The 12,898-nt window shown below is 71.8% G+C and carries 13 protein-coding genes and 1 pseudogene; 6 read left to right on the forward strand and 8 right to left on the reverse strand.

The window, feature by feature from the left end:
- Positions 1-68: 68 nt before the first annotated feature.
- Both C6N31_RS19900 and C6N31_RS19905 read left to right on the forward strand, forming a co-directional pair.
- Positions 69-722: pseudogene (locus C6N31_RS19900) on the forward strand (response regulator transcription factor); the annotation flags it as partial.
- A 128-nt stretch (positions 723-850) separates the two neighbouring features.
- A complete protein-coding gene (locus C6N31_RS19905) occupies positions 851-2,104 on the forward strand; it encodes a sensor histidine kinase (RefSeq protein ID WP_232485411.1) in 1,254 nt (417 codons plus the stop codon).
- Between the two features lie 68 nt (positions 2,105-2,172).
- On the opposite strand, the gene C6N31_RS19910 is transcribed toward C6N31_RS19905, so the two are convergent.
- From C6N31_RS19910 to C6N31_RS19935, 6 genes are all read right to left on the reverse strand, one after another.
- Entirely contained in the window at positions 2,173-2,628 is a 456-nt protein-coding gene (locus C6N31_RS19910; protein WP_138354099.1) for a tellurite resistance TerB family protein, read from the reverse strand.
- Positions 2,629-2,772: 144 nt separating this feature from the next.
- Positions 2,773-3,762: a zinc-binding dehydrogenase gene (locus C6N31_RS19915; RefSeq protein WP_138354100.1), complete on the reverse strand. Its 990-nt coding sequence runs from the start codon at positions 3,760-3,762 to the stop codon at positions 2,773-2,775.
- Between the two features lie 154 nt (positions 3,763-3,916).
- Complete coding sequence (locus tag C6N31_RS19920; protein ID WP_138354101.1) at positions 3,917-4,315, reverse strand: SHOCT domain-containing protein; 399 nt, start codon at positions 4,313-4,315, stop codon at positions 3,917-3,919.
- A gap of 55 nt (positions 4,316-4,370) precedes the next feature.
- Positions 4,371-4,859 carry a hypothetical protein gene (locus C6N31_RS19925; RefSeq protein WP_138354102.1) on the reverse strand — a complete coding sequence of 163 codons (489 nt, stop codon included), beginning with the start codon at positions 4,857-4,859 and terminating at the stop codon, positions 4,371-4,373.
- Positions 4,860-4,993: 134 nt separating this feature from the next.
- Positions 4,994-5,671: a response regulator gene (locus tag C6N31_RS19930; RefSeq protein ID WP_138354103.1), complete on the reverse strand. Its 678-nt coding sequence runs from the start codon at positions 5,669-5,671 to the stop codon at positions 4,994-4,996.
- Positions 5,668-6,861, reverse strand: a complete 1,194-nt coding sequence (locus C6N31_RS19935) for a sensor histidine kinase (protein WP_198357938.1) — start codon at positions 6,859-6,861, stop codon at positions 5,668-5,670. Before C6N31_RS19935 ends, C6N31_RS19930 begins: the two co-directional genes overlap by 4 nt.
- 274 nt (positions 6,862-7,135) lie before the next feature.
- Here C6N31_RS19935 and C6N31_RS19940 point away from each other — a divergent pair, with 274 nt between their 5' ends.
- Positions 7,136-7,672: a GlcG/HbpS family heme-binding protein gene (locus C6N31_RS19940; RefSeq protein ID WP_198357931.1), complete on the forward strand. Its 537-nt coding sequence runs from the start codon at positions 7,136-7,138 to the stop codon at positions 7,670-7,672.
- 87 nt (positions 7,673-7,759) lie between these two features.
- On the opposite strand, the gene C6N31_RS19945 is transcribed toward C6N31_RS19940, so the two are convergent.
- A complete protein-coding gene (locus C6N31_RS19945) occupies positions 7,760-8,335 on the reverse strand; it encodes a TerD family protein (RefSeq protein ID WP_138354105.1) in 576 nt (191 codons plus the stop codon).
- Between the two features lie 174 nt (positions 8,336-8,509).
- Between C6N31_RS19945 and arfB the strand changes: the two genes are divergently transcribed.
- Positions 8,510-8,938 (forward strand): alternative ribosome rescue aminoacyl-tRNA hydrolase ArfB, encoded by a 429-nt coding sequence (gene arfB / locus C6N31_RS19950; protein WP_138354106.1) that lies wholly within the window; start codon positions 8,510-8,512, stop codon positions 8,936-8,938.
- Positions 8,939-8,960: 22 nt separating this feature from the next.
- Here the strand turns inward: arfB and C6N31_RS19955 are convergent, their stop codons facing one another.
- Complete coding sequence (locus tag C6N31_RS19955) at positions 8,961-9,464, reverse strand: flavin reductase family protein (protein WP_138354107.1); 504 nt, start codon at positions 9,462-9,464, stop codon at positions 8,961-8,963.
- Between the two features lie 307 nt (positions 9,465-9,771).
- Between C6N31_RS19955 and cdgB the strand changes: the two genes are divergently transcribed.
- Both cdgB and C6N31_RS19965 read left to right on the forward strand, forming a co-directional pair.
- A complete protein-coding gene (gene cdgB, locus C6N31_RS19960; protein ID WP_138354108.1) occupies positions 9,772-11,403 on the forward strand; it encodes a diguanylate cyclase CdgB in 1,632 nt (543 codons plus the stop codon).
- Between the two features lie 263 nt (positions 11,404-11,666).
- Entirely contained in the window at positions 11,667-12,869 is a 1,203-nt protein-coding gene (locus tag C6N31_RS19965) for a sensor histidine kinase (protein ID WP_138354109.1), read from the forward strand.
- The last annotated feature ends 29 nt before the right edge of the window (positions 12,870-12,898 follow it).

The following is a 12,898-nucleotide window of genomic DNA, read 5'->3' on the forward strand; positions in this document are numbered from 1 at the left end:
GAGCTCTCGTTTCTCTAAGCGAGGTCCTTTACAACGCCGAAAGGTCCCCATCGGGTAAACAGGGGCACATGCGTGTTTTGCTGGTGGAGGACGAGGAATTCCTGGCCGAAATGGTGGCCGACGGGCTGCGCCGTGACGCCATCGCGGTGGACGTGGCGTCGGACGGCGCCGAAGGGCTGCGCAAGCTCCGGTTCGGCGCCTACGACGTGCTCGTCCTGGACCGCGATCTGCCCGGGGTCCACGGCGACGAGGTCTGCCGCCGGGTCGTGGAGCAGCGGCTGCTCACCCGGGTGCTGATGCTCACCGCCGCCGGCACCGTCCGCGACCGGGTGGCGGGGCTCGGCCTGGGCGCCGACGACTACCTCACCAAGCCGTTCGCCTACGACGAGTTGCTCGCCCGGGTCCTGGCACTGGGCCGCCGGGTGCACCCCGCGCTGCCCCCGGTGATCGAACGCGCCGGCCTCGTCATGGACGGCGCGCGCCGCCAGGCGAGCCGCGACGGCCGGTATCTGAGCCTGTCCCGGAAGGAGTTCGCGGTGTTGGAGGTACTGATGCGCGCGGACGGCGCGGTCGTCAGCGGCGAGGACCTGATCGAGCAGGTGTGGGAGGAGGACACCAGCTACCGCACGAACGCGGTCCGGGTGACGCTCAGCAAGCTGCGCACCAAGCTCGGCGAGCCGCAGGTGGTGGAGACGGTGCCGGGCGTCGGCTACCGGATCGCCGACGTTCCGGGGGACCGGTCGCCGTACGCAGCCGCCGGGGACCAGGCCCTGAACTCAACCGCCGGGGAGCGGACCCCGAACTCCGCCTCCGGGGACCAGGCCCCGAACTCCGCCTCCCGGGACCGGTCATGAGCCGGTTCCGTCTGCGGCTCTGGCGGCTGAGCAGTGAACGGGCCCGGCTGACGAGTCTGTACGGCGGGCTGCTGGTGCTGGCCGGCGGCGTGCTGATAGCCCTCGTGTACTCGCTGGTGCGCAGCGGTCTCTACTCCACCATCAGCCTCGCCGTCACCACCGCCGTCCCCATCGGCGGCGGCCCCCGCTCCCCGTACGCCCTGCCGACCCGGCAGTTCGCCGAGGCCCAGCCGGCGCTTCCCCTGCAGGGGCAGACGTTCGACGCCGCCAAGGCGCACGCGGCGACGAAGATGATCACGACGGCGGCGGAGAGCGCGGCCCTCAGCAAACTGCTGACGGTCTCGCTCATCTCGCTCGCCGTCTTCGCCGTGCTGTCCGTGGCGCTGGCCTGGTGGATGGCGGGACGGGTGCTGCGTCCGGTGGGCGTCATCACGTCCACCGCCCGCCGGCTGTCCGGTGAGAACCTGCACGAGCGCATCAAGCTGAAGGCGCCGCCCGGCGAGCTGAAGCAGCTCGCCGACACGTTCGACACCATGCTCGACCGGATAGAGCAGCTGGTCTCCGCCCAGCAGCGGTTCGTCGCCAACGCCGCCCATGAGCTGCGGACGCCGCTGGCCGTGCAGCGTGCCGCGGCCGAGATCGGGCTGGCGGACCCGGACCTGGATCCGGAACGGCTCGCGCGCCTGCGCGGCAAGCTCATCGACGTCGCCGATGACAGCGAGAAGCTGATCGACGGACTGCTGCTGCTCTCGGCCAGCGACCAGGGGCTGGAGCGCGTCGGGCCGATCGCGCTCGACGCGACCGCGGCGAGCGTTGCGACGGCGCTCGCGGACCAGGCGGGCGAGCACGGGGTCACCGTCGGGACCGAACTGCGGCCGCTGACCGTGCAGGGCGAGGCCGTGCTGCTCGGGCATCTGGTGCACAACCTGGTGAGCAACGCGATCCGCTACAACCACCCGGGCGGGCAGGTGCGGGTCAGGGTCGGCGCGGACGGCCTGGAGGTCGTCAACACCGGCCCTGAGGTGCCGGCCGCCGAGGTGCCGGAGCTCTTCGAGCCCTTCCGGCGGATGCAGGCCCGCCGCCACGGGCCGGGGGAGGGGGCGGGACTCGGGCTCTCCATCGTCGCCTCGATCGCCCGCGCGCACGGGGCCGTGGCCACCGCCGCAGCGAATCCGGGCGGCGGCCTGACGGTCCGCGTGGCCGGCTTCCAGCCGGCCGGCTCCAGGAAGCCGGTTTCTCAGCGGTCCTAGAGGTCCTGGCCCTGGAGGCCCTGGAGGCCCTAGCGGTCCTAGCGGTTCTGGCCCTAGCGGTCCTGGCCTTAGAGGTCGAACTCCTTGGGGTCGATGCCCACCGCGAAGCACGCCTCGCGGACGACACCCTGCTCGGTCTTGTCGAAGTCACCGTCGGCGCCGCCGATGACGATGCCGATCTGGATGACGGCGCGGGCCTCGGTCGGCTTCTTCTGGACCTTGCCGATCTCCTGCAGGATCCCGACCTTGCCGAAGTCGAAGTCGGCGGTCAGCTTGCCGAGGTAGGCGTCGAACCGGCGCTGCAGGTCATCGGCCGGGAAGTTCTGCAATACGTCGTTGCCCGCGATCAGCGACGCCACGCGCTGGCGCTCGGACGGGTCGATCTGACCGTCGGCGGCGGCGACCAGTGCGCACATCGCCATGCTCGCGTCGCGGAACGCCCCGCTCTTGAGGTCGTTCTTCTTCGCGGTGAGCTGGGTCTGCATGGTCTGCGCGGACTCCTTGAAGCGATTCCACAGGGCCATGGTGGTGTTCTCCTCGACGCATTGGCTTTCGATCTCGCCCAGGGAACTCCCCGGAGGCCCCATGGAGTTCCCTGGCGCCCCCGGGCCGGGCACCGCCCGGGGGCGCGCGGGACGGCACGCGACCGGCGGCCAAGGATGCGGCGGCTACGGGACCAGCACGACCTTGCCCATCGTGGCGCGGGTCTCCAGCGCCCGGTGCGCGGCGGCGGCCTCCGCCAGCGGGAAGCGCTGCACCGCAGGTACGAGACGGCCGGCGGCGGCCTCCGCGAGGGCCGCCTCCTCCAGGGCGCGCAGGCCCTCGGGGCCGCCGATCGCCTTCATCATCGGCGGGCCGATCACGGTCTGCGAGGTGATCCCACGAGTGGCCAGTTCCTCCTCGCCGAGCTCCAGCGGTCCGCCGGCGGACCAGCCGTAGACGAGGTGCCGGCCGCCCTTGCCGAGCAGGTCGACGGCGGCGCGGCCGAGCGGGCCGCTGACGGCGTCGAAGACGACGGTCGCGGACCGGCCGCCGAGGGCGGTGCGCACCTGGTCGGTCCAGCCGGGGGTGTTGTAGTCGACGGCCACGTCCGCGCCCAGGCCGCGGATCCGTTCGACCTTGGCCGGGCCGCCCGCCGCTCCGACGACGGTCGCGCCGAGGTTCTTGGCGTGCTGGACGAGCAGGGTGCCGATGCCGCCGGCCGCGGCGGTGACGATCACCACGTCCTGGTCGGTCAGGTCCGCGAACCGCAGGATGCCGAGGGTGGTGCGGCCGGTGCCGATCATGGCGATGCCCTCGGCGAAGTCCAGGTTCTCCGGCAGCTCGTGCAGTTTGCCGGTGTCGGTGACCGCGGTCTCGGCGTAGCCGCCGGGGACCATGCCGAGGTGGGCGGCGACGCGCCGGCCGAGCCAGCGCGCGTCGGTGCCCTCGCCGAGCGCGTCGACGGTGCCGGCGACCTCGCGGCCGGGGATCGTCGGCAGCTCGGGCAGCGGGTACGGGCTCTTCGGGTCGCCCTGGCGGAAGACGGTGTCGATCACGTGGACCCCGGCCGCGCCGACGGCGATCCGCACCTGCCCGGGACCCGGAACCGGGGTCTCGGTCTGCTCGTACGTCAGGTTCTCGGCGGGGCCGAAGGCGTGCAGACGGGCGGCGCGCATGGCGTTTCTCCGGATCTTCGGGCGGTGCGGGCGCCTGGTGGCGCCCGCACCGCTCATCCTTCGACGTGAACCTAGGTTCACGTCAAGGCCGGAGGTCCGGAGGAAGCCGGGAGGTCCGAAGGCGTCCGGGAGACCCGGGGCCTGCGCTACCGCGTTACGACGACCGGGCCAGGAGCTTCTGCTTGGCCTGGGCGTACTCCTCCTCGGTGAGGTCGCCGCGGCTCTTCAGCTCGGACAGCTTGTGGAGCTGGTCCACGCTGTCGTCCTGCGTGCCCGCCGCTTCGCGCACGTACTGCTTGAAGGCCGTCTGCTGAGCCTCCACCTGCTTGACGTCGCGCTGGCTCATGCCCTTGCCGCGCACGATGACATAGGCCAGCACGCCGACGAAGGGCAGCAGGATGACCAGGATCATCCAGCCCGCCTTGGCCCAGCCGCCGAGCTCGCGGTCGCGGAACAGGTCGCCGATGATCCGGAACAGCAGGAAGAACCAGAGCACCCAGAAGAACAGCAGAAGCATCGTCCAGAAGAGGTCGAGCATCGGGTAGTTTTCCATGACTCAAGGAGAAGCTCTGGTCAGAACCGGCGCATCCGGGGTTGACCCGAATGGGTCACACGCGCGGGAAGCGGGCCCGCAGGTCCCAGATCGCCGGGTTGTCGCCGAGGCCGTCGTGCATGTCGGTCAGGTCCGCGATCAGGTCGTGCAGGAAGTCGCGTGCCTCGCGGCGGAACGTCGTGTGGTGCAGGGAGAGCGGCGGCTCGTCCTCGGCCCAGTCGGCGACGACGTCCACGTAGCCGAAGCGCCGCGCGAAGCGGAGCCGGTCCGTGGACTCGGTGAAGTCGAACTCGGCGTACTGCGAGCGCGAGGCGCGGCTGCCGCGCGGGTCCTGGTCCAGCCGCTCGACGATGTCGCACATCGCCCACGCGAAGTCGAGCACCGGGACCCATCCCCAGGCTGTGGACAGTTCGCGCTCGCCCTTCGCGAGGTACACATCGCCGCAGAACAGGTCGTGACGCAGGGAGTGGACGGTCGCGGTGCGGTAGTCCGTCTGCGGGGGGTCGGGAAAGCGGCGGGAGAGGGCGTAGCCGAGGTCGATCACACTGTCGATCGTCGCACGCGGTACGACTGCGGAATGACGCGGCGGAACGACGCGTGGGCGCGACCCGGTCCGCGTCGGTGCAACAGCCGCCGGCGGGTCCGGGTCGGCGCAGCAGCCGCCGGCCGGCCGCGTGGTCAGCGCAGCAGCCGCTGCTCCTTGGCCACGGACACCGCTCCGGCCCGGGTGTCGACGCCGAGCTTGTCGTAGATCCGGCCCAGGTGCGTCTTGACGGTCGCCTCGCTGATGAACAGGGCGCGGGCGATGTCGCGGTTGCCGAGGCCCTGCGCGAGCTGGGCGAGGATGTCCAGCTCGCGTTCGGTGAGGTTCGGGCGCGGGGCGCGCATCCGGGCCAAGACGCGGCTGGCGACCGGCGGCGAGAGGGTGGTGCGGCCCTGGGCCGCCGCGTGGATCGCGGCGAACAGCTCCTCGGGCCGCTCCGCCTTGAGCAGATAGCCGGTCGCGCCGGCCTCGATGGCGCGGGTGATGTCGGCGTCGGTGTCGTACGTGGTCAGCACCAGGACGTGCGGGGCCGCGTCGGGCGCCTCGACGGCCGAGGTGATCCGCCGGGTGGCCTCGACGCCGTCGATCCCGTTCCCCAGCTGGAGATCCATCAGGACGACCTGCGGACGCAGCCGGGCGGCCATGACGACCGCCTCCTCGCCCGTCCCGGCCTCGCCGATCACGTCGATGTCGCCCGCGCTGGCGAGCAGCGCGAGGAGCCCGGCGCGTACGACGGCGTGGTCGTCGCAGACCAGCAGCCGCACGGGGGCGGGCGTGGGCGTGGGTTCCGGTACGGCGGCGGAGGCGGTCACTGGTGCTCCAGGGGGATCGTGGCGGTGACGACGGTGCCTTCGCCCGCGCCGCTCTCGACGGTCAGGGTGCCGCCGAACTGGCGGAGCCGGGCGCGCATCGCCGGCAGGCCGTGGCCGCGGGCCGCCCCTTCGGCGGCGGCGCCGGAGCCGGGGGCCGCGCGGTCGGCCGGGTCGAAGCCGCGGCCGTCGTCCGCGATGTCCAGGACGGCCTGGTCGCCGAGGTACGACAGGGTGATCACGGCGGCCGAGGCGCCGGCGTGCTCGCGCACATTGGCCAGCGCGCCCTGCGCGATCCGCATCAGCGCGGCCTGCGCGGCGGCCGGCAGCCCGCCCGATGCCGTGCCGCTCGGGGTGGTTCCGATCGGCGTTCCGCCAGGGCTTCCGTCCAGGTGGAAGCGGACCGGCAGGCCGCTCTCCGCCGACTCGCGTTCGGCCAGCGCCCGCAACGCGTCGTGCAGGGTGCCGCCGTCGGCGAGGTCGGCGGGCGCGAGGTTGTGCACGAAGGCGCGCGCCTCGGCGAGGTTGCGCGCGACGATCGAGGTCGCGGTGGTGACGTGCGTCCTGGCGGTGCCGGGGTCGCTGTCCCAGGTGCGGGCCGCGGCCTGCAGCAGCATCTGCTGGCTGGACAGGCCCTGCGCCAGGCTGTCGTGGATCTCCATGGCCAGCCGCTGCCGCTCGGCCAGCGCGCCCGCGCGCCGCTCGGTCGCCGCGAGCTCGCGCTGGGTCCTGACGAGGTCGTCGATGAGTGCGTGCTGACGGGCGGCCTGCCGCTGCATGTGCAGGAAGACGGCGGTGGCGAGGCCCGCGACGGCGGGCGGCAGCAGGAGGAGGTTGGGGTCGAAGCCGTCGGCCAGCCGGAGCTGGGAGATGACGACCAGGACGGTGAGGGCCGCCACGAGGATGATCGCGGCACGTGCCGGCAGGGTCCGCAGCCCGCTGTAGAAGAGCGGGATCGCGCACCAGGCGAAGCTCGGCGCGAGCAGCACGATCACCACCCAGGCGACGACGACGGCCGCCAGCCACAGACGGTGGGCCGAGGGCCCAGCCCTTCCGGCGGCCGGACCGAGCGCGTACAGGACGGCGAGCGCGACGCTCAGGCCGATCACCCACGGCACCCTGGCGGCGCCCGGATGGTGCACCACGAAGCGGGTCAGCGAGGCACCCAGCAGCAGGACGAACGCGGTGTGCATGACGAGGGTGAGCCAGCCCGCATCGGGGTCGGCGGTCTCCGCCGCCGGTCGCGGGGTGGTGCTCACGTGGATCTCCTCGTCGTCGGCCGCTCCTGCCCCCGTATCCCTTTATCGCCCGGCCCCGCCGGCCCCGCATCATCCGATCGGTTGACGGCCCCGTCATCCATCATGCCCGCGGGGAGGGGCCGGCTCGCCGACCCTGATCGGCCCGGTCCGGGCCGAGGATCGAAGGGCAGGCCCGGTGCGGGCCGCACCGATTCTCTGAGGAGTGACCGTGAAGATTTCCGCTCGTGTTCTGGCCGGGTCCCTCGCTGCAGCCGCTCTCGGCGCCGGCGTCTTCGGCAGTGTGTCGGCGTCCGCCGCCCCGGCGCCCGCCGCGAAGACCGCCGACATCCGGCCGTCGCAGACCGTCCGGACGGCGCATCTGACGATCGACGCCGCCGCCAAGGGCGCCCAGGCCGCGCTCGACGCCGCCGAGAAGGCCGACCAGCACGTCACCGTCGCGGTCGTCGACCGCAACGGGAACACCGTCGTCACCCTGCGCGGCGACGGCGCGGGCCCGCAGTCCTACGAGTCCGCCGAGCGCAAGGCGTACACCGCGGTCTCCTGGAACGCCCCCACCTCGGAGTTGGCCGAGCGGCTGGCCCAGGCCCCGAACCTCAAGGACATCCCCGGCACCCTCTTCCTGGCCGGCGCCGCCCCCGTCACCGACGGCGGTGCGCCCATCGCGGCCATCGGTGTCGCCGGCGCCCCCAGCGGTGACCTGGACGAGCAGTTCGCGCGCGTCGGTGTGGCGGCTCTCGGGAAGTGACCGCTCTCGGGAAGTGACCGCCGCACGAACGCCGACGGCCTCCGGATCAGGGTGCGATCCGGAGGCCGTCGGGAGGTGGAGCCGGTGTCAGAGGTTGACGCCGAAGTCCGTGGCGATACCCACGAGGCCGGAGGCGTAGCCCTGGCCCACCGCGCGGAACTTCCACTCCGCGCCGTTGCGGTACAGCTCGCCGAAGACCATCGCGGTCTCGGTGGCCGAGTCCTCGCTCAGGTCGTAGCGGGCGATCTCCGCCTCGCCGGCCTGGTTGACGATGCGGATGTAGGCGTTGCGGACCTGGCCGAAGTTCTGGCTCCGGGTCTCGGCGTCGTAGATCGAGACCGGGAAGACGATCTTGTCGATGTCGGCCGGGAGCGCCGCCAGGTTGACCTTGATCTGCTCGTCGTCGCCCTCGCCCTCACCGGTCTTGTTGTCGCCGGTGTGCACGATGGACTGGTCGGGCGTCGCCTTGTTGTTGAAGAAGACGAAGTGGCCGTCCGAGTAGACCTTGCCGGTGGTGTTCACAGCGATGGCGCTCGCGTCGAGGTCGAAGTCGGTACCGGTGGTGGTACGGACGTCCCAGCCGAGACCGACCGTGACCGCCGTCAGGCCAGGCGCCTCTTTGGTCAGCGAGACGTTGCCGCCCTTGGACAGGCTTACAGCCATTGGGAGTCCCCTCCATGGAGATGGGTTGTTGCCGACGAAGCTACCGTCACCCGTCACAACGCCGTCAGAGGACTGTCTGGTTCCCTTCGAAGGATTCACGATTGGCCACAGCGGCCGAAACCACCGTGGAAAACCCTGTGACGGGAGCCGTCGGAACACGGGATCATAGGACGCATGTCCGGTCCCCTTGTCATTCGCGGCTCCGTCTCCGTCCCGGAGGCCGAGCTCCTGTGGCGTTTCTCCAGGTCGTCGGGGCCGGGCGGGCAGCATGTGAACACCAGTGACAGCCAGGTCGAGCTGCGCTTCGACCTCGCCGGTACGGAATCCCTGCCGCCGGTCTGGAAGGACCGGGCGCTGGAGCGCCTCGCGGGCAAGCTCGTCTCCGGCGTTCTGACGGTCAAGGCCTCCGAGCACCGCTCGCAGTGGCGCAACCGGGAGACGGCGCTCGCCCGGCTGGCGTCGGTGCTGGCGACGGCCACCGCCCCGCCGCCGAAGCCGCGCCGTCCGACGAAGATCCCGCGCGGGATCAACGAGCGCCGGCTGCGGCACAAGAAGCAGCGCGGCGAGACCAAGCGCGGCCGCGATCAGCGTTCCTGGGACTGACGCCGGGCTTTCGCAACACGCCCTAGCCGAGCTGCCGGTAGCGGCCCTTGAAGTAGACGAGCGGTGAGCCGTCGGCGCTCGGCGTCTGCGCGGCGAGCACCCGTCCGATGACGAGGGTGTGGTCCCCGGCCGTGACCCGCTGTTCCGTCTCGCACTCCAGCACCGAGAGCGCCCCGCCGAGTATCGGCGCCCCGGATCGGGCGCCGCGGTAGTAGGCGACGTCCTCGAAGAGCAGCCGGTCGCTGATCCGCCCGCGCATCGCGAAGCGCCCCGCGATGTGCCGCTGGCTCTCGCTGAGCACGGACGCCGCCCACAGCGGCTGCCGCTCCAGCAGATCGTCCATTCGCGAGTCCGCCCGAACGCTCACCAGTACCATCGGCGGTTCGAGCGAGACGGACAGGAACGCGGTGGCCGTCATGCCGACGTCCTCGCCCCTGGGCCCGTCCTCCGGGTCATGAGCGGTGACGAGAACGACGCCGGCCGCGAGGCGGGCCATCGCGGCGCGGAAGTCGTCGGGGTGGGCCATGATCCCAGGATGGGGGACAGCGGTTGTCTGCAGCACACCAAGGACGGTACGTCCCCGTTCTGGCCCCGCGCATCGGGCTTCAGGACCAGGACCGGTCCGGGCCCGGCTTAGGCCGGTACTAGCCGGGTCCTAGGCCCAAAGCCATACGCTCCGTGGTCAAGCCCGGACAAACTCCTGTGACTTGAGTCACAAGAAGCAGGAATTGTTGACCCTGTGTACCGGCCGAACTGCTCGCTGTGATTCAGTTGCCGTGGCAATCGGACGACAAGAAATCCCAGGAGTTGCTGTCGAGGGCTCGGAGAGAGGCATGGACACCGAGTCGGAGCCGTATGTCCGTCTCGCGACCCTGCGTCAGCTGCACCAGGTCGTAGCAGACCTCAATACGGCACGAAGTCTCGCCGACACCCTGCAGGCCGTGGCCGACGGGGTGGTCAACGGGCTGGGCTATGAACTCTGCGCCGTGAACCTGGTGCGCCCGGACGGCGACCTGGTCGTCGCCGCCTTCGCCGGAAGTGCCGCCGCCGAGTCACTGCTCGCCGGCCGCGTCGGATCCCGCGCCTCGTGGGAGCGCCGGCTGAACATGGGTGAGCGCTGGGGGATGTTGCGGTTCATACCGCACACCGAGGGCTGGGTCCTGGTCGACGACGACGTCCCGCAGTGGCACACCGACGGCCCGCCGCCCCGCTTCCCGGACGAGTGGCACCCCAACGACCGGCTCTACGCCCCGATGTACGCCTCCGCGAACATCGGCGGGGAGCTGATCGGCGTCATCTCCGTCGACAAGCCCACCAACGGCCGGCACCCGGGACCGTGGGGGTGCGAGGCGCTCCAGATGTACGCCTTCCAGGCCGCCATCGCCATCAGCAACGCCCGGCTGCGGGCCAACATGCAGCGGGCGCTGGTCCGGCTGGAGCGCGACCAGCAGGCGCTGCGCGCCAGCGAGGAGAGCTTCCGGCAGGCGTTCGAGTACGCGCCCAGCGGTATGGCCATCGCCGAGATGGGCGGCGACCAGCACGGCAAGCTGCTGCGTGCCAACGACGCGCTGTGCCGGCTGCTGGGCCGGCCCGCCTCCGTGATGCGCCGTTACTCGTTCTCCGACCTCGTCCACCCCGAGGACGTCGGCCTGCTGCTGCGGACCTCCGCCGAGGGCGGCCGGGCCGAGCTGCGTCTGGCCCGCCGCGACGGCACCTATGTGTGGGTCTCGCTGCGCAACTCCGTCGTCGCGGACACGGCGGACGGCCCGCGCTTCCTGCTGACCCACGTCGAGGACATCGAGGAGCGCAAGGGTCGCGAGATGCAGCTCGCCCACCGCGCCAGCCACGACTCGCTGACCGGGCTGCCGAACAGCGCTGAGCTGCGCGCCCGGCTCTCCAGCCGGCTCTGTCAACGGCCGGACGACGCGGTGTCCGACGCCGCACCCGACGAGTTCGCGTTCAGCTACGGCTTCGGCCCCGACGAGATGGCCAGCCCCATGGGGGCGGTCAGCGGCTACGACCTGCACACCCACACCATCGCGCCGGACGAGAGCGTGGACTCGGGCAGCAAGGGGCTGGCCGTGCTCTTCTGCGACCTGGACGGCTTCAAGTCGATCAACGACCGGTTCGGTCACCACACGGGCGACGCCGTTCTGATCGAGGTCGCCCGCCGGCTGGCGAGCGTGGTCCGTGACGGCGACACTGTGGCCCGGCTCGGCGGCGACGAGTTCGTGGTCCTCGCCGACGGTCTGGGCCCGGCCGACGCGCAGGACCTCTCGGTGCGGCTGCGCAACGCGATCATCCCGCCCATCCGGGTCGACGGCCGGGCGGTACGCGTCGGTGCCAGCTTCGGCATCGGCTGGGCCGGCTGCGGTATGACCGCCGACGAGATCCTGCACTCCGCGGACCAGCGCATGTACATCGAGAAGCGCTCCCGCTCGCGCAACCACCGCCGCGCGGGCTGACCGCCGGGGACGCGCGGGCTGACCGCCGGGTCGGGGCGAGGCCGGTCCGCAGGTCCGCAGGGGTGGGATCGGACGGCCCCCCTGTGATCGGGTCGTGACCCCCTGAGTCCACTGAGGGGCGATATCGGGGCGGAACGGGACCAATGCGGGACCACAACGGGACCAATGCCGGGTTCAAGGGGGTTCCCTCCACCTTGCGGAGTACCCGAGATCGATCTGGCGGTTGACCCCGGACCGCCATTCCCCTGCATACGCTGGGTAATGTGCAGCGCCTCTACTCCTTCCTCCGCAGACACCCGACATGGGTCGACAGCTTCTGGGCTCTCGTCCTGCTCGGGTTCAGCGCGCTGTGGGTGATGGAGAACAGCCAGGCATCGCAGTTCTCCCGGCTGGCCGCGATCCCGATCGCGTTCGGGCTGAGCGCCGTCGTCGCGCTGCGCCGCCGGTCGCCGGAGAACACGCTGCTGCTGGTCATCGCCCTCGGGATCGCCCAGCTCCTGCTGGACGTCCGGGTCAATCCCGGCGACTTCGCGATGCTGGTCGCCGTCTACACCGCCGCTGCCAACGGCGCCCGCTGGTCCTCGCGGCTCGCCCTCGTCGGCGGTCTGAGCGCCTCGCCGATCTCGACCCTGCGCTGGCCGGAGGACAACCCGTACTCCAGCACCTGGGTCGGCATCGCCCAGGTGATCTTCGTGTCCGTCCCCTTCGCGCTCGCCTGGGTCATCGGCGACAGCCTCCGCACCCGCCGCGCCTACTACCTCCAGCTGGAGGAGCGCGCCGCCCGGCTCCAGCGGGAGCGCGAGGCGCAGTCCAAGGCCGCGGTCGCCGCCGAGCGGGCCCGTATCGCCCGTGAGTTGCACGACGTGGTGGCGCACAACGTGTCGGTGATGGTGGTGCAGGCGGACGGCGCCGCCTATGTGCTGGACGCGTCGCCCGAGCAGGCCAAGCAGGCGCTGTCGACGATCTCCAGCACCGGCCGCCAGGCGCTCGCCGAGATGCGCCGGCTGCTCGGTCTGCTGCGGGCGGGCGACGACAGCGGCGGCGAGTACGTGCCGCAGCCCGGTGTCGACCAGCTCGCCGAGCTCGTCGAGCAGGTGCGCGGCGCCGGCCTGCCGGTCCGCTTCGAGGTGACCGGCGAGGCCCGTCCGCTCTCCAGCGGCGTGGAGCTGACCGCGTACCGCATCGTCCAGGAGGCACTGACCAACACCCGCAAGCACGGCGGCATCGACGCGACCGCCACCGTCCAGCTCGTCTTCGCGGACGCCGAACTGGACCTGCTCATCGAGGACGACGGGCGGGGCTCCCAGCACGAGCTGTACGAGGACGGCGGTCAGGACGGCCTCGGGCAGGGCCTGATCGGGATGCGCGAGCGCATCGCCATGATCGGCGGCACGCTGGAGGCCGGGCCACGGCCCGGCGGCGGCTTCCGGATCAGCGCCGTGCTGCCCCTCAAGACGGGACGCTGACGCCCCCGGCGCCCCCCGCCGTCCCGCCC

This window comes from Streptomyces fildesensis, from assembly GCF_016107395.1.
Taxonomy (GTDB): domain Bacteria; phylum Actinomycetota; class Actinomycetes; order Streptomycetales; family Streptomycetaceae; genus Actinacidiphila; species Actinacidiphila fildesensis.